The following is a 17472-nucleotide window of genomic DNA, read 5'->3' on the forward strand; positions in this document are numbered from 1 at the left end:
GGCTCTCCTTGACCCATCAGGTATGCTGCCGCGCAACATATGGTGCACCATGCTTTGCGAGTGTTGGCCTTGCATGGTTGGGGCGGTGTGTTCTGAAATGGGTACCGCGTGACACAACAAGTACAGCAAGATGTTCCGTCCTTGGGTGAGGAACTTTATCGAGATCTCAAGACGTTGGCTCGTCAACGTTTGCGTCGCAGCGGCCCCATGACGCTGTTGGACACTACGTCGCTGGTGCATGAAAGTTGGTTCCGTTTGTCGCGACGCGCTGATTGGGCTGCGATGGGGCGCGAGCATTTCATGGCGTATGCCGCTTCGGCGATGCGCTCTTTGGTGGTTGACTATGCTCGGGCTCGGCAGGCCGCCATGCGCGGCGGGCAGGCCACCCATCTGGAGTTTGACGAATTGCCCACCCTCGCGCACCGAGACGACGAGTACCTGGCTTTGCACGACGCGCTGACCGATCTGGGGCGCAGTGACCCCGGTTTGGCCCGCTTGGTGGAGTTGCGGTTTTTTGTGGGCCTGGAAGAAACCGAATGTGCGGAACTGCTGGGCGTTGCGCGGCGCACCGTGCAACGCGATTGGCAAAAAGCACGTGCCGTCCTTTGGACCTTGTTGGCCCCATGAACGTTGCCTTGTTGCAAAACTGGGCGGACATCGAGCCCTTGTTGAATGCGCTTTTGACCCTGCCTTCGGAGGAACAGGTGGCGTATCTGGACCGCCTGCCGCCGGCCCAGCAAGTCTGGCGTGCCACCTTGGAGCAATTGATGCGGGCCGACTCAGCCGCTAACGCGGCCGGCTTTTTGGACTGGGCCGCGAGCTTGCCTCTGAGTGACTCAACCCCAGCGCGCAAAGGTGGTGATTGGCGGGCCGAGCAGGTGTTGGGGCCGTGGCAGTTGGTTCGGGAGTTGGGTCGCGGCGGCATGGCCAGCGTCTGGCTGGCCCGCCCGGCCGACGGCGAGTTTCAGCGCGAGGTGGCGCTCAAATTGCCGCACAGCCCAACGCCCCAACTGGCCGAGCGCTTTCGCCGTGAACGTGATGTGCTGGCGCGGCTGAATCATCCCGGCATTGCACGCCTGTTTGACGCGGGTGTCACCCCCGATGGCTTGTCGTGGCTGGCGATGGAGTGGGTGGATGGTCAGGATCTGATCAGTTGGAGCCAGGCTGAGCACCGTACTGTGAAGCAAGACCTGGCCCTGTTGCTGCAGATTTGCGATGCCCTCCAGTACGCCCATGGCCAATTGGTGATCCACCGCGATATCAAGCCCGCCAATGTGCTGGTGCAGGCCGATGGGCAAACCAAACTCTTGGACTTTGGCATTGCGCGCCTTTTGGAAGATCCCGCCGAGCCGCAGCAAACCGCGTTGACTCAACTGGGCCAACGACCCATGACGCCGGAATATGCCTCGCCCGAGCAGGTGCGTGGCGAGGTGCCGGGTGTAGCGTCTGACGTCTACACCCTGGGCGTGCTGGCCTATCGTCTGCTCAGTGGGCAAAGCCCGTATGCTGGCGCTACTGCCCAACACCGCCATGCCCTGGAACAGGCCATCCTTGAGTTTCGTCCACCGTCACCGTCGCAGCAGGCGCAGGATCCGGCCCGCCGCAAGGCCTTGCGCGGCGACCTGGACACGATTGTTCTCAAAGCACTGTCCAAGGATGCAGAAGATCGCTACGCCACAGTGGAAGCGCTGGCGGCTGATCTGCGCCGCCATCTGGACGGTGAACCGGTGCTGGCACGAGCGCCGTCTTGGCGCTATGTGGCGGACCGGTTTGTGCGGCGGCATCGGATCGGTGTGTCGGCCACTGCTCTTGCCGCAATGATTCTCCTGGGCAGTACGGGCTGGGCCTTGATGTCCTCACATCAGGCCCGGAGCGAAGCCAGACGGGCCGAGGCGATGTATGACTTTGTGCTCGGTCTGTTCAACCCCGATCACGACACAGTCGCCAACGTCAAACTGCCTGATTTACCACTTAAAGAGGTGATCGAGCGTGGGGCGCGGCGCGCCCTGACCGAGTTAAAGGACCAGCCCGAGGTCCGGGCAAAACTGCTTCACGATTTGGCCCCCATGGTGGAACAACTGGGGCTGGTCGACCTCGCCACCACTTTGGCCCAAACCCGCGTGGAAGATACTCTGCGGGCCTATGGCTCCGACAGTCTTCCCTATGCGGATGCCTTGCTCGGTCGCTCACACATCCGCGAAGCGACCGGCGAGTTTAAGGAAGGCCTCAAGGAAGCCAAGCAGGCCCAGGCGATCTATGAAGCCCACCACGTCCAAGACCCCTATCGACTGGTGCCGCTGTACGAGAAGTTGGGAGGATTCGGATTCCGTTCTCATCCCAATGCTGAGCCCGAAGATGCCTTCTACTTGGACCGCGCCGTTGCGCTGGCGGCCTCATTGAAAGACGTCAATGCCAGCCAATCCAGTATCTTGCTAGGGATTCTGCGTCTGTATCTTGGCGAGATTCCGAAAGCGTACACGGCGGTCAAACAAGGCTTGGAGGCCAATCAGAGAGACTACGGTGCTGACTCGTGGCAGGCCTCAACACTGGAAGCTTTTCTCGGCGTCTTGGCCGAACATGGCCAGCGCCCTGCCGAGGCCGAAGCCTTGCTGCGCCAAAGCGTGACCACCATGCACAAGGCCATGGGCGCCGACTACATCGGCCTGGCTCGCAACAAGATTGGCCTTGCCGGCGCACTTTTTGCCGGCCAGCAGCGCGAAGAGGCCCGCCAACTGATGGCCGACGCCTTGCGCATTGTTGAACTGCCCATCAACGCAGGCTACGGCGGCGTGCGGGATCAAGTGCAGGTGCTCGCGCTTGGCATGGCTTGGCGCGGGGGTGACTGGAATTCCGTCAAGCCAGTTTGCCAAAGCTACCAAAAACAGTCATTCAAAGCGACAACGCCTTATTACACGACCCATTTGGCTCAGGTCTGCGCTGCCAATTCCCTACGGGAGGGCGATCTGGCGCTCGCGGGCCAATGGCTGGACGCAGCCAAACCCAGTTACACCTATTTCACCAAAGCGCCATCCTGGACCATGGGCCTGGATTTGCGCCGCGGTGAATTGGCATGGGCTCAGGGTGATAAGGACGAAGCCTTGCGCTTGTGGCGCCACGCGCTGTCTGTGAGTAACACGACGCAATTGGCATGGCAGTCGCAGGCATGGCGCTTGATTGCCCAAAATGTCCATATGGATGCGGCCGAGTTGGGCCGCTTGCAGGCCTTCAAGCGGCAATTGGAACAAGCAGGCGGGGAGCGTTATTACGCGGAATTCTTGAAGTTGTTACGCGAGGCAATCAAGTCTCAAATGTCGTGAGCGGGGTGGTGGTGGGGGATGCCTGCCCCGACAGCCTTGTTTTGGGCTATTAACCGCATCGGCATATTCAGCACCTCTTTCAGATTGAAAGTTGCCCGTTGTGCATGTGCAAGCTGTGCCTGCCGTCAGTAAGCGGGGGAGCTTCCCACCACAGACTCTGAATCGCCTACATGGTTGGCCCAAGGAGAACAAGCTTTTGCGTCGTGATGGTTTGAAGGGTTGGCAGCCGTACATCCGGGCTGTTGGTGCGGTGGCTGTTGCTGCCCATGATGGCTATTCGCAGTTGGGGTTCCTCTGAACTGCTGCGGCTGAAATATTTGCAATGAGGGGCTGAATCCTGGCGCTTAGGCGGCCATTCTTCCGTTAAGCAGTCTGAAGCTGGCTCCTTTTTGAGCCAGCACCTTTGAAAAGGACTTGCGATGAACGGAAAGCGGAATTGGACGGCGCTCCTGAGTGCCTTGGTTTTGGCCTCGCTGCTGAGCGCCTGTGGCGGTGGCAGTGGCAGTGGCAGTGGCAGTGGTGGCGGTGATACGAGCGGTGGCAGCGCCAGCGGCTCTGGCAGCGCAGGCGGCACCAGCACGACTTTCTCCTACACCCGCTATGACGTCTATGGCCTCTACAGCGCGACCCTCAACAGCAATAGCGGCCCGGTCGCCTCGATTTCGGCCAGCAAGGGCGTGCTTTCGGGGGGGAACTCGTTTGCCTTTCGCGGTGCCCTGGCAGGTGGTGACACCACTATCACCTTGGGCACGGGCAGTGTGAGCTTGTCCAGCCCCATCTTGACTGCTTCCGACTTGAGTTGGTTGGCCCCGGGTGCAGACGGTCAATTGATTCAGCAATGCGCTGTGGTGCGCATGGACGCTACGGGCGCCGCCACCACGGCCTACCCCAAAAGCATGCTGGTGATGGTGGCCAACACAGCCACGGCACTTACCCGCTTGAGCAGCATCCCGGCTGGCACTGATCTGTACGCGGCCGAAGACTGCAAGTTCACGGGCTCTGCCCCGACCAGCGACATCGCCGCCGTGACCGCAGCGTCCAATGACCGTGTGACGGTGAACGGCGATGGCACTTTGAGCGCGATGCCTGTCGGCAGCGCGGCCTTCATGGTATCGGCAGCAAATGTCAGCGCGGCGCTGGCGGCTGGCGGCACGGGGCTGGACAGCAGCAGCGGCGTGCCGGTGCCCAGTACCGCAGGCCTTGCCAATGGCAGCTACGCGATGCATGCCTACAGTCTGCCTCGCGCCGGCACGGCACCGCGCTATGTGGTGATCATTCAGGCCACCCCCACGGGCGGCAGTGCGCCGGTCGGCAGCCGAGGTGTGGCATCGATGTGGGTCAGCAAGTAAAGCCGAACCAGCTGGCCCGGTGCGCCCACAAAAAAGCCCCCGCATCTGCATGCGGGGGCTTTTTCACGAGACCGATTGTGCGGGCGTCAGTTCTGCACACCCAACTGCTTGTTGATCATCCACTGCTGGGCGATGGACAAGATGTTGTTGGTCAACCAGTACAGCACCAGACCCGACGGGAAAACGAAGAACATGAAGCTGAAAGCCAGCGGCATGAACCACATCATCTTGGCTTGCACGGGGTCAGGCGATTTGGGGTTCAAGGCGACTTGAGCCAAGCTGGACAGCGTCATCAAGATGGGCAGGATGAAGTACGGGTCTTTGGCCGACAGGTCGGTGATCCAGCCCAGCCAAGGCGCACCGCGCATTTCAACCGTAGACAGCAGAACCCAGTACAAGCCCATGAAGAAGGGCATTTGCAGGAAGATGGGCAAGCAGCCGCCGACGGGGTTGACCTTCTCTTCCTTGTAGATGCGCATCATCTCTTGCTGCATCTCTTGGGGCTTGTCTTTCAGGCGCTCGCGCATGGCCTGGATCTTCGGGCCCACGGCCTTCATCTTGGCCATGCTGCGGTAGGCGCTGGCATTGAGCCAGTAGAACGCCGCCTTGAGCAGCACCACCAGGGCGATGATGGCCCAGCCCCAGTTGCCCAGATAGTTGTGCAGCTTTTCAAGCAGCCAGAACAGCGGCTTGGCCAGGATGGCGAAGATGCCGTAGTCCTTCACCAACTCCAGGCCAGGGGCCAGGGCGGCGAGCTTCTTTTCTTCCTGCGGGCCGACGAAGAGCTGGTCGTCGCGAATTTGCGAGGCGCCGGGTGCCAGGGTCGGCATGGTGAAGACCATGCCCACAGCGTACTGGTCGGGCGCAGCGCCCTTGACCTTGTTCACGAAGAACTCACGCTGGCCGGCTTCGTCATGCAACCAGGCGCTGGCGAAGTAATGCTGCACCATGGCCACCCAGCCATTGGCGGCGGTCTTTTCGACGTCGACCTTGTCTTTGTCGATGTCTTTGAACTCGACCTTGTGGAACTTGGCCGTGTCGCTGTACACCGCTGGGCCGGTGAAGGTCGAGGAGAAGCCCGAACCCTTGGAGGCCGAGACGCCGTCGCGCACCAGTTGCACATAAACCTGCGGCGTGACCGCTGCGGCGCCTGCGTTGATCACCTCATGGCGCACGCCGATCACGTAGTCGCCTCGCTTGAAGGTGAAGGTCTTGACCAGCTTGACGCCACCCACCTCGGGCGACTCCATGCGCACGGTCAACTCGGCCATGCCGTCTTTCAGCGTGCGCTCGCCAGGCACCACCGTCATCAGCGTGTTGTGTGTAGGCAGTTGCTCACCCTTGCTACCCAGCAGGCCCGACTGCGCCTTGTAACTGCGCGTGGCGGCGTCTAGCAACACGATGGGTTGTTGCTGCACGGCGTGCTTTTGCTTGAGGCCCACCAACTCCATCAGCGGGTCGAACAAGCCGGGCTCGGGTGCGTCGAGGTAATTCAGCAGCTCGACGCGGCTGACATCGCCGCCCAGGCTGTCCAGCGTGACGTTCAACACGTCGGTCTTGACCAGCACTTTCTCGGCTTGCAGCGTGGGCGCCGCGCCAGTGGCGATGGCCGCAGGCGTTGTTGCGCCATTGGCCATGGGCGTTGGCAGGCCCGTGGCGGTGTTGCCATTGCCCGAGGCGGCCACTGCGGCGGCCTTGGGGGCGGCCGGGCTGAACATGGACGGATGCCCATTGTGTTTTTGCCAACCGTCCCACAACAGGACGAGAGACATGGTGAACACCACCCACAGCACGGTGCGGCGTATATCAGTCATGGGGAAGCTTCTGAAGTAGAGGGGTGGAGGGGCAGGGACCAGGCGCCTTGCTCAAGCCGAGGTGGGCAAACAGCGAGGGCGCTTGTTCGGGCACGCCATCATGGCCGCCCGCGCAAAAAGGATTGCAACGCAAAATTCGGGCTGCAGCCAAGTAAGTGCCCGCTGCGGCGCCGTGGCGCTGCAGGGCTTCAATGGCGTAGACCGAACAGGTCGGGGCAAATCGGCATGACGCCCCCAGCCAGGGACTCAGCAGGAGGCGATACCCACGCACCAAACCGACCAAAGCACGCTCGGCCAGGGTCGGAGGGACAGGGGTGTCGCTCATGGGGAGATTGCCTGAGGCCTCAGGCCTTGGGGCGGGCGCTTAACACGCGGCCCACCAACTGCGCCAGTTCGGTGCGCGCAGCCAAGCGCAGCGCATCAGACGAGGCGCTGGGAAATTGTTTGCGATCAAACGGCGAACGCAGCCGCACCACCCAGAGACCGGGTGGCAGCAAAGGCTGCTGGTCGAAAGCCGCACGGATTTGTCGCTTCAGCAAAGAACGCGTGACCGAGCGCTTGGCATGCCGCTTAGGCACCACCACGCCCAGCCAGGCGGCCTCGGGCGGCAACTCATCCACAGGGTTGTGGGTGAATTGTGGGTCACCTGTTGATAACTCGCCATCTGCTGTGGACAAAGCCCGTGTGAGCTTGGCAGGCAGAGAGGGCGACGCTGCCAGATGGTGCACCGCAAAATGAGCACTGCGCGCACGGCTGGGCTTGCCCAGCACGCGTTCAAAGTCGGCCGATCGCACGATGCGGCCGATCATGGGTCGGGTGTCTGGGCTCAGACAGCCAGACGCTTGCGGCCCTTGGCGCGGCGTGCGGCGATGACGGCGCGGCCACCGCGGGTCTTCATGCGGACGAGGAAGCCGTGAGTGCGGGCGCGACGGGTCTTGGATGCTTGGTAAGTGCGTTTCATGATGGAGGCCTCTTGAGAAGGTCTAAGGACGTCGGATGACGCGTTAGCGGTTGGGCGAAATCGCCGGATGCAAATCGATTGACGCTCTGCGGTACTTTAGCGCCGTGTTCTACGGCGCTTTTGCAGCGCTGTTTTGCGGCGCTGTTTTACGGCGCATTTCTCCGGCCTGGGCCTTCGAGACGTACCGCGCCAGAGCGCTGTCAATGCTGTGGCCCGCCGCACTTGCAAACCTTGAGGGCCCTGACTTGATCAAGCTTGTGAACAAGTCGGCGGCGGATTCAAGATGCGCAGGTGCGAAAAGGCGGCAGAGTTTGGACCCTTGACGGAATAAGCCGGCCTGACTTTGAAAGTCCTCCCTAGAGTGCATTGGCTTGCGCTCCCCGGGAGTAGGTCGTACCTATCCAACATCGTCCAACGCTTCGCTTAACTTATCCAGCGTCCGGAAAACCCGCGATTACACCAAAGTTTTTTGATCAGGTCAATCCCTGAGCGCCCGGGCTTTGGATTTGTCAGGTCTTTCCCTTGGTAAAAATTCTGTGGATAACCTCGTCCCCGGCGGCCTTGAACCCGTACAATCTGGCCGCTCTAGAACAAGTTTTCCACAATGAGCGTAGATATGCATCAGGTGCAGAGTGCAGGCACGCCGAACGCGGACACGCTGGGCGCCGACCTTTGGCAACGCGGTTGCGAGCGTTTGGCCACCGAACTCCCTGAACAACAATTCAACACCTGGATTCGACCCCTGCCCCCAGCCGTGGTGGCTGATGGTGCGGGCGCAGACGGCCTGGTTTTTTCCTTGCGTGTGCCCAACCGCTTCAAGCTGGACTGGATTCGCAATCAGTACGCCGGCCGTATCGAGTCCATTTTGACGGAACTCGCCGGCAAACCGGCGCGCCTGGAATTGGCCTTGGCCGCCCGTGAGCCCCTGGCGCGTGCCCTGCCTTTGGCGCCCGCGAGTCAGCCGATGCCGGTTGGCCAGGTTTTGCACAACGGTTTGCGGCCGGTGTCCGCCAAGCCTGAAGGCGCCCCGCTCGAGGCCGCGCTGCCCGGGGCTACGCAGGGTCAGCCGGTGGCGCAAGCCAGTCTTCAGGCTGCGCCGGCGGGGCAGAACTTGCCGCCCAGTGCCAGCCGTCACCGCATCAACAGCGCCCTCACCTTTGACAACCTGGTGCCTGGCCGCGCCAACCAGATGGCGCGTACGGCGGCATTGCATGTGGCCGGTGCGCCGGGTCAGATGTACAACCCGCTGTTCATCTACGGTGGCGTTGGCCTGGGCAAGACGCATTTGATCCACGCCGTGGGCAATGCCTTGCTCAAAGACAAGCCCGACGCCCGGGTGTTGTACCTGCATGCCGAGCAGTTCATCTCCGACGTGGTGAAGAACTACCAGCGCAAGACCTTTGACGAGTTGAAGGCCAAGTACCACTCGCTCGATTTGCTGTTGATCGACGATGTGCAGTTCTTCGCTGGCAAGGAGCGCACGCAAGAAGAGTTTTTCAACGCCTTCGAGGCCTTGTTGGCCAAGCGCGCCCACATCATCATGACCAGCGACACCTACCCCAAGGGCCTGGCTGACATTGATGAGCGCCTAACCTCCCGCTTCGACGCCGGCTTGACGGTGGCCATTGAGCCGCCCGAGTTGGAAATGCGCGTGGCGATCCTGATCAAGAAGGCCGAGGCTGAACAAACGCCCATGCCCGAGGATGTGGCCTTCTTCATCGCCAAAAACGTGCGCGCCAACGTGCGCGAGCTGGAAGGCGCGCTGCGCAAGGTGCTGGCCTACAGCCGCTTCTCGCACAAGGAAATCAATATCCAGTTGGCCCGAGAGGCGCTGAAAGACCTGCTCTCGATCCAGAACCGGCAAGTGTCTGTGGAAAACATCCAAAAGACGGTGGCCGACTTCTACAAGATCAAGATCGCCGACATGTACAGCAAGAAGCGCCCAGCCAGCATCGCCCGGCCGCGTCAGATTGCCATGTATCTGGCCAAGGAAATGACGCAGAAGAGCCTGCCCGAGATTGGTGAGCTGTTCGGCGGGCGCGACCACACGACCGTGCTGCACGCCGTGCGCAAGATCGGCGGCGAGCGCCAGAAAAACACCGAGCTGAACCAGCAACTGCATGTGTTGGAGCAAACGCTCAAGGGTTGAGCGGGCCGGAAAGCGCGGTCGCACGCAAAGACATGGCCCCAGTGCGGCGGAAACAGCGCATATCTGGGTCAAAATGCGAGTTGTTGTTTCCGCGCGCGCGGATCAAGCGCGTATCAAAACAAGTGAAAAGAGGTTGACATGATTGTGTTGAAAGCCACCCAGGACAAGGTGCTTGCAGCCCTGCAGGCCGTTGCCGGCATCGTCGAGCGGCGCCATACCCTGCCCATCCTGGCCAATGTGCTGATACGCAAGTCCGGTGGCTCGCTGGAGCTGACCACCAGCGACCTGGAAATCCAGGTCCGCACCACCGCCGAGCTGGGTGGCGACGCTGGCGACTTCAGCACCACCGTGGGCGCCCGCAAGCTGATCGACATTTTGCGCTCCATGCCTTCGGACCAAACGGTTTCGTTGACCGTCAACGGCTCCAAGCTGAATCTGCAGGGCGGCAAGAGCCGCTTCACCCTGCAGACCCTGCCCTCTGAAGACTTCCCCCTGGTGCAAGAGGCGGCCGATTTCGGCCCCGCCTTCAGCGTGCCGCAAAAGACCCTCAAGGCCCTGATCAACCAGGTGCACTTCTCGATGGCGGTGCATGACATCCGCTACTACCTGAACGGCATCCTTTTCGTGGCCGAAGGCAAGAACCTGACCCTGGTCGCCACCGACGGCCACCGCCTTGCCCTGGCCCAGGCTGAACTGGAAACCGAAATCCCCAAACAAGAAGTGATCTTGCCGCGCAAGACCGTGCTGGAGCTGATGCGCTTGCTCAAAGATGGCAAGGGCGACGAAGAAAACCAACCCATCGAGATGCGCTTTGCCGGCAACCAGGCCAAGTTCAGCTTCTCGGGCATGGAGTTCGTCACCAAGCTGGTCGAGGGCAAGTTCCCTGACTACAACCGCGTCATCCCCAAGAACCACAAATTCAATGTGACCCTGGGCCGCACGACGCTGCTGTCCTCGCTGCAGCGCGCCGCCATCCTGACCAGCGAGAAGTTCAAGGCCGTGCGCCTGAGCTTCGAGCCCGGCCTGCTCTCCATCGCCTCCAGCAATGCCGAGCAAGAAGAAGCCAAGGAAGAAATCGAAATCGACTACGGCGGCGACCTGATCGAGACCGGCTTCAACGTGACCTATCTGATGGACGTGTTGCAGAACATGAGCCAGGACATGGTCAGCATCGACCTGAACGACAGCTCGGCCAGTGCCCTGATCACCATCCCTGAGCAAAGCGGCTTCAAGTACGTCGTCATGCCAATGAGGATCTAAGCCTCCGGCACAGATCCTCATTGGCTGTGCCACAACATGCGCACCCCCCTGCCCCCCGCCAAGCGGGGGTGTTCTAGCTAGACAGACAATGCGGCCGCTTCGCGGCCTTGAGTACCTTCCCATGAGCGACGCCCAAACTCCCGACAGCAATCCCGAAGGCCTGACCGACAAGCAACAGGCCGCCGTCACGGCAGAAGCCTCCTCGGGCGCGGTCTACGGCGCCGATTCCATCCAGATCCTCGAAGGCCTGGAAGCCGTGCGCAAGCGCCCCGGCATGTACATCGGCGACACCTCGGACGGCACCGGCCTGCACCATCTGGTGTTTGAGGTGGTGGACAACTCCATTGACGAGTCGCTCGCCGGTCATTGCGACGACATCATCGTCACCATCCACACCGACAACTCCATCAGCGTCAGCGACAACGGCCGGGGAATCCCCACCGACGTCAAGATGGACGACAAGCACGAGCCCAAGCGCAGTGCCGCCGAAATTGCACTGACCGAGCTGCACGCCGGTGGCAAGTTCAATCAGAACAGCTACAAAGTGTCGGGCGGTCTGCACGGCGTGGGCGTTAGCTGCGTGAATGCGCTCTCCAAGCACCTGCGACTCACGGTCCGCCGTGACGGCAAGATTCATCAGATCGAGTTCAAGAAGGGCTTCCCGCAAGACCGCTTGCTGGAAATGCGTGACGGCTTTGAAGTCAGCCCCATGCGCATCATCGGCGACACCGACAAGCGCGGCACTGAGGTCCACTTCCTGCCCGACGACGAGATCTTCACCAACGTCGATTTCCACTACGAAATCCTGGCCAAGCGCCTGCGTGAACTCTCCTTCTTGAACAACGGCGTGAAGATCCGCCTGGTCGATGAGCGCAACAACAAGGAAGACAACTTCGCCTACGCCGGCGGCGTGAAGGGCTTTGTCGAGTTCATCAACAAGGGCAAGAACACCCTGCACCCCACCATCTTCCACGCCCAGGGCGACAAGATCAGCGAGCAGGGCACCAACGTCGGCGTCGAGGTCTCGATGCAGTGGAACGAGAGCTACAACGAAAACGTGCTCTGCTTCACTAACAACATCCCTCAGCGGGATGGCGGTACCCACCTGACCGGCCTGCGCGCCGCCATGACCCGGGTGCTCAACAAATACATCGTCGACAACGATCTGGCCAAGAAGGCCAAGGTCGAGGTGGCCGGCGACGACATGCGCGAAGGCCTGGCCTGCGTGGTGAGCGTCAAGGTGCCCGAGCCCAAGTTCAGCTCGCAGACCAAGGACAAGCTGGTCTCCAGCGAAGTGCGCGCCCCGGTGGAAGACATCGTCGGCCGCCTGCTGACCGACTTCTTGCTCGAAAACCCCATCGACGCCAAGATGATCTGCGGCAAGATCCTGGACGCCGCCCGCGCCCGTGAAGCCGCCCGTAAAGCGCGTGAAATGACCCGCCGCAAAGGCGTGCTGGACGGCCTGGGTCTGCCCGGCAAGCTGGCCGATTGCCAGGAAAAGGACCCCGCGCTGTGCGAAATCTACATCGTGGAGGGCGACTCTGCCGGTGGCTCCGCCAAGCAGGGGCGCGACCGCAAGTTCCAGGCCATCCTGCCGCTGCGCGGCAAGATCTTGAACGTCGAAAAAGCGCGTTATGAAAAGCTGCTGACCAGCAATGAAATCATCACACTGATCACAGCGTTAGGCACCGGCATCGGCCGCGGCGCTGGCAGCGATGACTTCAACCCCGACAAGCTGCGCTACCACCGCATCATCATCATGACCGATGCGGACGTTGACGGCGCCCACATCCGCACCCTGCTGCTGACCTTCTTCTACCGCCAGATGCCCGAGTTGTGCGAGCGCGGCCACATCTACATCGCCCAACCGCCGCTCTACAAGGTCAAGGTCGGCAAGCACGAGCAGTATCTGAAAGACGGCAGCGAGCTCGACAGCTTTTTGCTCAAAGTGGCCTTGCAAGACGCTTCCCTGCACACCGGTCGAATTGGCGACAACGGTGACGCCGTGTTGAACGGCGAAGCCTTTGAAGCCCTGGCCCGCCAATACGTGCTGGCCGAGAGCGTCATCACCCGCCTGTCCAACTGGATGGACTTCGAAGCATTGCGCGTGCTGGCCAGCGGCCTGGCCATCAACCTCGACACCAAGGAAGCTGCCGAGGCCGCCGCCACGGCCATGCAAGCCGCGCTGCATCAAGCCGAAGTGAGCAGTGAATACGACGCCCGCACCGACAAACTGCTGCTGCGCATCAGCCGCAAACAGCACGGCAACACCCGCTCTTCCATCATCAACGCCGACTTCTGCCATAGCGCCGACTACGAAGTGCTGGCCGGTGCTGGCATCACCTTCAAGGGCCTGATCGGCGAGAACGCCATCGTCCGCAAGGGTGAGGGCGAAAAGGCCAAGGAAAGCAAAGTCACCGACTTCCGCGCCGCCATGGACTGGCTGATGGGCCAAGCCGAAAACGCCGTCGGCCGCCAGCGCTACAAAGGCCTGGGCGAAATGAACCCCAGCCAACTCTGGGAAACTACCATGGACCCAACAGTCCGCCGCCTGCTCCGCGTGCAAATCGACGACGCCATCGAAGCCGACCGCGTGTTCACCATGCTGATGGGCGACGAAGTGGAACCACGGCGTGATTTCATTGAGACGAATGCGTTGAGGGCGGGGAATATCGACGTCTGATTTGTCGGGCGACAGAGAAAGTGAGATCTGTGCCAGGTATGTGAAAAGGTACTGCCAGAGAAAGTGACAAGGCCCAGCATTGCTGGGCCTTCGCTTTTCTTTCTAGCTTTGCAGCGTTTGGCGCTATTCGATCCCTAGATGACCTATTGCGCCGACCCGTTGATGAGCGCCAGCGCGTGCCGTAGGTCATCCGCCACCAGGCGTGAGAGTTCGTCCAATCTGGCCAGCCCAGGCTGCCGGGCGCTCCCGTCATCCTCAGTCACAGCCAAATCCCACAAGCATTCCTCGGTGGCAAGGATCTCCTGTATGCGGTAGGACAGAGACGATGATCCCCCTGCGGTGACCTTCCCTGCCGCGTCGCGTCGAGCCTTGCCGCTCTTGTAGAGTTTCAAGAACTCGTCAAGGTCCTCGCGCTGAAGCGGGTTCGTCTTTAGGGAATAGCGCTTCGCGGTGCGCAACTCGTAGATCCGCAGGTGCTCAGTTCGCTGAGGCTTCTCGCCCGCTTGACGTCGGTCGAAGAAGAGTACGTTGGCCTTGACCCCTTGGGCATAGAACTGGACTTCATCGCGTTTCTTCGCGAGAAGTACCCCCAGTCGCACAGCGATATAAAGCAATCATTTGTGGATGGGGATTTTGTGATCCTCCATGTCCAAGCAGTCCGAGAGCCGGGCACTCGGGAACCCGGCGCCCCAACAACCGTCAATTCAACAACCGCCAATTGATCCTGCTTGAGCGCTTAAGGGCTGATCACCCGGGGCCGGCCCCCAGTCCACGCCCGCTTCTACTTCGGTCAACAGCAAGCCGCTGCGAAGCTCATGGCTTGAATTGAACCAACCGCAGCTGTCTTGCGGCGCGGCCCGCTCAGGTGGGTTGGTGCACTGAAAAGGCCCGACCATTGCCGCGACGCGTTGGAGGGACGCGGGGCGTCGCAAGAAGATTGAAATAGACATGGTGGGCGTTTGAGCAAGACGGTGGACCTAGCACACCTTGCATCCTCGCCGCACGTGTCAGCGCCTACCATCACCCCTGCGGGGGAGGTCTCATGGAAATTTTGCCAAGCCGTTCAGTCTTGGGTCTTGAAAAACCACTTCCGAACCCCGCTCACCTCGAACGGGCGCCAGTCTTCGGGGTGCTGGGCCAGCCGGTCCGCCAGCGCGTACAGCGCCAGCGGGTTCATCCCCAGGCCCAGGTGGCTGGCCGGGACTTCAATGTTTTCGCTCAAGGGCCCCACCTCATTGAGGCTGCAGCGCCAGGAGACGATGCCGTCGCTGCGCGAATAGATCGAGGTGGTGGGCACGGGCGGTGTTTCGCGGATCTGCGCCATCAGCCTGGGGTCGTCCACCTTGTGGCCGCTCACCCATTCGAAAAAGCGCCAGGCATTGGTGGCGCGCGGGTGCCCGGTGAAAGGCGTGCCCAGGGTCACCACGCTGCGCACATGGTCGGGCAGCTCCTTGGCCAGCTCACGGGCGTAGATGCCGCCCAGGCTCCAGCCGACCAGGCTGACCGGTTCAGCATGGTGCTTGAACAGGCGCCGCACATTGCTCGAGCATTGTTCCAAAACACCGTGCCGAGGGCCGAAGTTGAAGCCTTGGTGCCAGGGATAAGTGACGTAGCCCAAGGCTTCCAAGAAATTCCGCAGCGGCCAGGTGCTGAGGTCATTCGCACCCAGGCCCGGGAACACGATCACCGGATGCCCATCCCCGTGCGGCAAGCGACGCAGCCAAGGCGTAGCGGCCAGCAGCGCGGCAGCCTCCCAGGGCATGCGGCCCTCCAGCATCAGCAACAGGGCGTTGGGCGCCGTCATTTCATCGGCATGCACCTCAGCAGGGGGCTGCGGCGTGGCCAATGACGATGATTTGCGCGGTTTGGACTTCGGACGTGGTGCGGTCATGCAATGGCGATCAATGGCAAAAACTGTGCGCGCCGAATTGCGTGCACCGATCGACATGGTTGCAGATCGTGGCTTGCGTGATCCTTGCAAGAACGGCGTTTAGAGGAGCAAACCAAAATGGTGAGGCCGCCCTAAATCAATCTCAATCGCCAAATAAATCGACTCTGACCCCAGTTATTTTTCTGACCCCAGTTATTTTTTCTCGATGTCGACGAAGTGCCAGAACTCGCTGCGGAAGACCGGGCGGCGGTAGCCGATCAGCCAGGGCTGGGTGAGGTCGTTGCGGTAGCGGTGCACATGCGTCTTGATGGGCATGTAGGCGGCTTGCAGGCGCTTGGCTTGCAGGAATAGGGCGTCGCGCTCGGGGCTGTCAGGGATCACCTGCATGCGCTCGTACAAGTTGTCGAATTCTTTCAGGCGAAAGCGCGAGATGTTCTGGTTGCCGGCTTGCGGGCCGTACAGGTATTGCAGCGCTTCTTGGCCGTCGGAGGAGTTGGCGGCATTGCCCATCATCCACAGCATCAGCTTGCCGGCGCGCGCGGCCTTCATTTGCTCGGGCCATTTGCCGGGGAAGAACCTGACCTTGATTTTCAGCGCATTGAAAGACCGTTGCCATAACTCGTCATATTGGCGGGAGAGCGAATCTGGCTGCGTTGCCACCTCCAGCACCAGGGGCGAGCCATCGGGCATGTCGCGCCAGCCGTCGCCGTCGCGGTCGACGTAGCCATAGGTGTCGAGCAAGGCGTTGGCGCGAGCGGGGTCGTACAAGCTCATCTCCGAGCGGTAGGCCGGGTCGTAGCCGGAGGTGTGTGGCACCACATGGCTTTGCGCCAGCACGGCCTGGCCGCGCCGCACCTGGCGGATCTCACGTTCAACGTCCAGGCCGAGCGAGATGGCGCGGCGCAACGCCACCTTGTCGGGCGTGTAACCGCCCACCACTGGATCTTCCATATTGAAGAAGGTGAAGGCTTCGTCCGGCGTCAGCGTGCGCTGCAACTTCATGCCGCGCTGTGCCAGATTGGGCGCCAGCTTGTTGCCCGGCAGGGCGATGTTGATGAACTCCGGCGGCACGATGAAGCTCAGGTCGTGCTCGCTATTGAGAAAGCTCAGCCAGCGCGGTTGCGACTCTTCGATGATGGAGATTTCCACCCGATCGATCATGGGGATGCGCCGGCCCTTGAAGTGCGCCAGCATGGCTTGGCCCTCGGCATCGCCCGGGGCGGGATCGGCCTCGTAATAACGTTCTCGGTAGGCGGGGTTTTTCTCCAGCACGATGAAGCTGGAGCGCCGCCATTGGCTCAGCACAAAAGGCCCCGTACCGACCGGGTGCTCCATGATGCGGTCGCCGTAGAACTCCACCACCTCGCGGGCCACGGCGCCATATAGATCGCTGGCCGCCAAGGTTTCCAGCAGGCGTGGGCGCGGTTGATTCAGTTTGATCTGCAGGGTGTAACGGTCCAGCGCCTTGAGGCCTTCAATCGGGGTGTCGTAGTTCAGCGCGCGCTTGGCCGCCATGGCCTGCTTGCGCAGGGCGAGCAGGCCTTGGATGCCCAGCTCTTCCACATTGGCGTACAGCGGCGCGTTGATCGTCGGGTCGGCAAAGCGCTTGAGCGAATAGACGTAATCTTCGGCAGTCAGCTCGCGCCGCTCGCCGGGTTTGAGGCGACGGGCGCTGTTGGTGCTGTTGGTGTCATGGGCGGCATGAAACGCCGGGTCGTCCACGAAGTAGATGCCGGGCTTGAGATGGATGGTCCAGGTCTTGAAATCATTGGCGATCTCCGGCAGGCCGGCGGCCGTCAGGGGTATCACCTTCACCGGCATCGCCAGGTAGTCGTAGGCGTACAGCGCCTCAAAGATATGCGGCGTGATGGTGCGGGAATAGTCGTCGCTGATCTGCGCAGGGTCGAAGCCAGTTTCAGCGATCTGAAAGGCATAACGCAAAACCTTGGCGGATTGCGCTGAGTGATTGTTCGCCCCCACGCCGGCGCTGGAAGCCGCCGGCTCCGCTGCAAACGCCCAACTCGCTGAAGCCAGTGCGCTCACCAGCA

Annotated in this window: 12 protein-coding genes and 1 pseudogene; 7 read left to right on the forward strand and 6 right to left on the reverse strand. The window is 61.4% G+C overall.

Features of this window, described 5'->3' with window-relative positions; all coding sequences use genetic code 11:
* Positions 1–108 precede the first annotated feature (108 nt).
* The 3 genes from PRZ01_RS10320 (at position 109) to PRZ01_RS10330 (ending at position 4666) form a co-directional block, all read left to right on the forward strand.
* On the forward strand, positions 109–627 hold the full coding sequence (locus tag PRZ01_RS10320; protein ID WP_273596704.1) for an ECF-type sigma factor: 519 nt from the start codon (positions 109–111) through the stop codon (positions 625–627).
* Positions 624–3317 carry a serine/threonine-protein kinase gene (locus tag PRZ01_RS10325; protein WP_273596705.1) on the forward strand — a complete coding sequence of 898 codons (2694 nt, stop codon included), beginning with the start codon at positions 624–626 and terminating at the stop codon, positions 3315–3317. The genes PRZ01_RS10320 and PRZ01_RS10325 overlap by 4 nt, the downstream gene beginning before the upstream one ends.
* Before the next feature lie 419 nt (positions 3318–3736).
* Positions 3737–4666, forward strand: coding sequence for a hypothetical protein (locus PRZ01_RS10330; RefSeq protein WP_273596706.1), 930 nt, complete (start codon positions 3737–3739; stop codon positions 4664–4666).
* Positions 4667–4752: 86 nt separating this feature from the next.
* Here the strand turns inward: PRZ01_RS10330 and yidC are convergent, their stop codons facing one another.
* The 4 genes from yidC to rpmH are packed head-to-tail and all read right to left on the reverse strand — an operon-like array spanning position 4753 to position 7441.
* The gene (gene yidC, locus PRZ01_RS10335; protein ID WP_273596707.1) at positions 4753–6480 is read right to left on the reverse strand and encodes a membrane protein insertase YidC; all 1728 of its coding nucleotides are present in this window, start codon (positions 6478–6480) and stop codon (positions 4753–4755) included.
* Entirely contained in the window at positions 6473–6805 is a 333-nt protein-coding gene (gene yidD, locus PRZ01_RS10340) for a membrane protein insertion efficiency factor YidD (RefSeq protein ID WP_273596708.1), read from the reverse strand. The genes yidC and yidD overlap by 8 nt, the downstream gene beginning before the upstream one ends.
* Positions 6806–6824: 19 nt before the next feature.
* Entirely contained in the window at positions 6825–7289 is a 465-nt protein-coding gene (locus tag PRZ01_RS10345; protein WP_273596709.1) for a ribonuclease P protein component, read from the reverse strand.
* A gap of 17 nt (positions 7290–7306) precedes the next feature.
* On the reverse strand, positions 7307–7441 hold the full coding sequence (rpmH, locus tag PRZ01_RS10350) for a 50S ribosomal protein L34 (protein WP_054021782.1): 135 nt from the start codon (positions 7439–7441) through the stop codon (positions 7307–7309).
* Between the two features lie 658 nt (positions 7442–8099).
* Here rpmH and dnaA point away from each other — a divergent pair.
* The 4 genes and pseudogenes from dnaA to PRZ01_RS10375 all read left to right on the forward strand — a co-directional run.
* Positions 8100–9590 carry a chromosomal replication initiator protein DnaA gene (gene dnaA / locus PRZ01_RS10355; RefSeq protein ID WP_409993836.1) on the forward strand — a complete coding sequence of 497 codons (1491 nt, stop codon included), beginning with the start codon at positions 8100–8102 and terminating at the stop codon, positions 9588–9590.
* Positions 9591–9728: 138 nt separating this feature from the next.
* On the forward strand, positions 9729–10850 hold the full coding sequence (dnaN, locus tag PRZ01_RS10360; RefSeq protein ID WP_273596710.1) for a DNA polymerase III subunit beta: 1122 nt from the start codon (positions 9729–9731) through the stop codon (positions 10848–10850).
* A 121-nt stretch (positions 10851–10971) separates the two neighbouring features.
* Positions 10972–13533: a DNA topoisomerase (ATP-hydrolyzing) subunit B gene (gyrB, locus tag PRZ01_RS10365; protein WP_273596711.1), complete on the forward strand. Its 2562-nt coding sequence runs from the start codon at positions 10972–10974 to the stop codon at positions 13531–13533.
* Positions 13534–14030: 497 nt separating this feature from the next.
* A pseudogene (locus PRZ01_RS10375) lies at positions 14031–14210 on the forward strand (polyketide cyclase); the annotation flags it as partial.
* Between the two features lie 386 nt (positions 14211–14596).
* Here the strand turns inward: PRZ01_RS10375 and PRZ01_RS10380 are convergent.
* Entirely contained in the window at positions 14597–15424 is an 828-nt protein-coding gene (locus tag PRZ01_RS10380; RefSeq protein WP_273596712.1) for an esterase/lipase family protein, read from the reverse strand.
* A 192-nt stretch (positions 15425–15616) separates the two neighbouring features.
* Positions 15617–17467: an ABC transporter substrate-binding protein gene (locus PRZ01_RS10385; protein ID WP_338111463.1), complete on the reverse strand. Its 1851-nt coding sequence runs from the start codon at positions 17465–17467 to the stop codon at positions 15617–15619.
* Positions 17468–17472: the final 5 nt, after the last annotated feature.

The organism is Roseateles koreensis, from assembly GCF_028595305.1.
GTDB lineage: Bacteria > Pseudomonadota > Gammaproteobacteria > Burkholderiales > Burkholderiaceae_C > Paucibacter_A > Paucibacter_A koreensis.

Bases quoted from the DNA above. Each gene is read 5' to 3' on its own strand.
- yidC (WP_273596707.1), bottom strand. From the start codon at position 6,480: ATGACTGATATACGCCGCACCGTGCTGTGGGTGGTGTTCACCATGTCT.
- yidD (WP_273596708.1), bottom strand. From the start codon at position 6,805: ATGAGCGACACCCCTGTCCCTCCGACCCTGGCCGAGCGTGCTTTGGTC.
- PRZ01_RS10345 (WP_273596709.1), bottom strand. From the start codon at position 7,289: ATGATCGGCCGCATCGTGCGATCGGCCGACTTTGAACGCGTGCTGGGC.
- PRZ01_RS10330 (WP_273596706.1), top strand. From the start codon at position 3,737: ATGAACGGAAAGCGGAATTGGACGGCGCTCCTGAGTGCCTTGGTTTTG.
- gyrB (WP_273596711.1), top strand. From the start codon at position 10,972: ATGAGCGACGCCCAAACTCCCGACAGCAATCCCGAAGGCCTGACCGAC.
- PRZ01_RS10325 (WP_273596705.1), top strand. From the start codon at position 624: ATGAACGTTGCCTTGTTGCAAAACTGGGCGGACATCGAGCCCTTGTTG.
- rpmH (WP_054021782.1), bottom strand. From the start codon at position 7,441: ATGAAACGCACTTACCAAGCATCCAAGACCCGTCGCGCCCGCACTCAC.
- PRZ01_RS10380 (WP_273596712.1), bottom strand. From the start codon at position 15,424: ATGACCGCACCACGTCCGAAGTCCAAACCGCGCAAATCATCGTCATTG.
- dnaN (WP_273596710.1), top strand. From the start codon at position 9,729: ATGATTGTGTTGAAAGCCACCCAGGACAAGGTGCTTGCAGCCCTGCAG.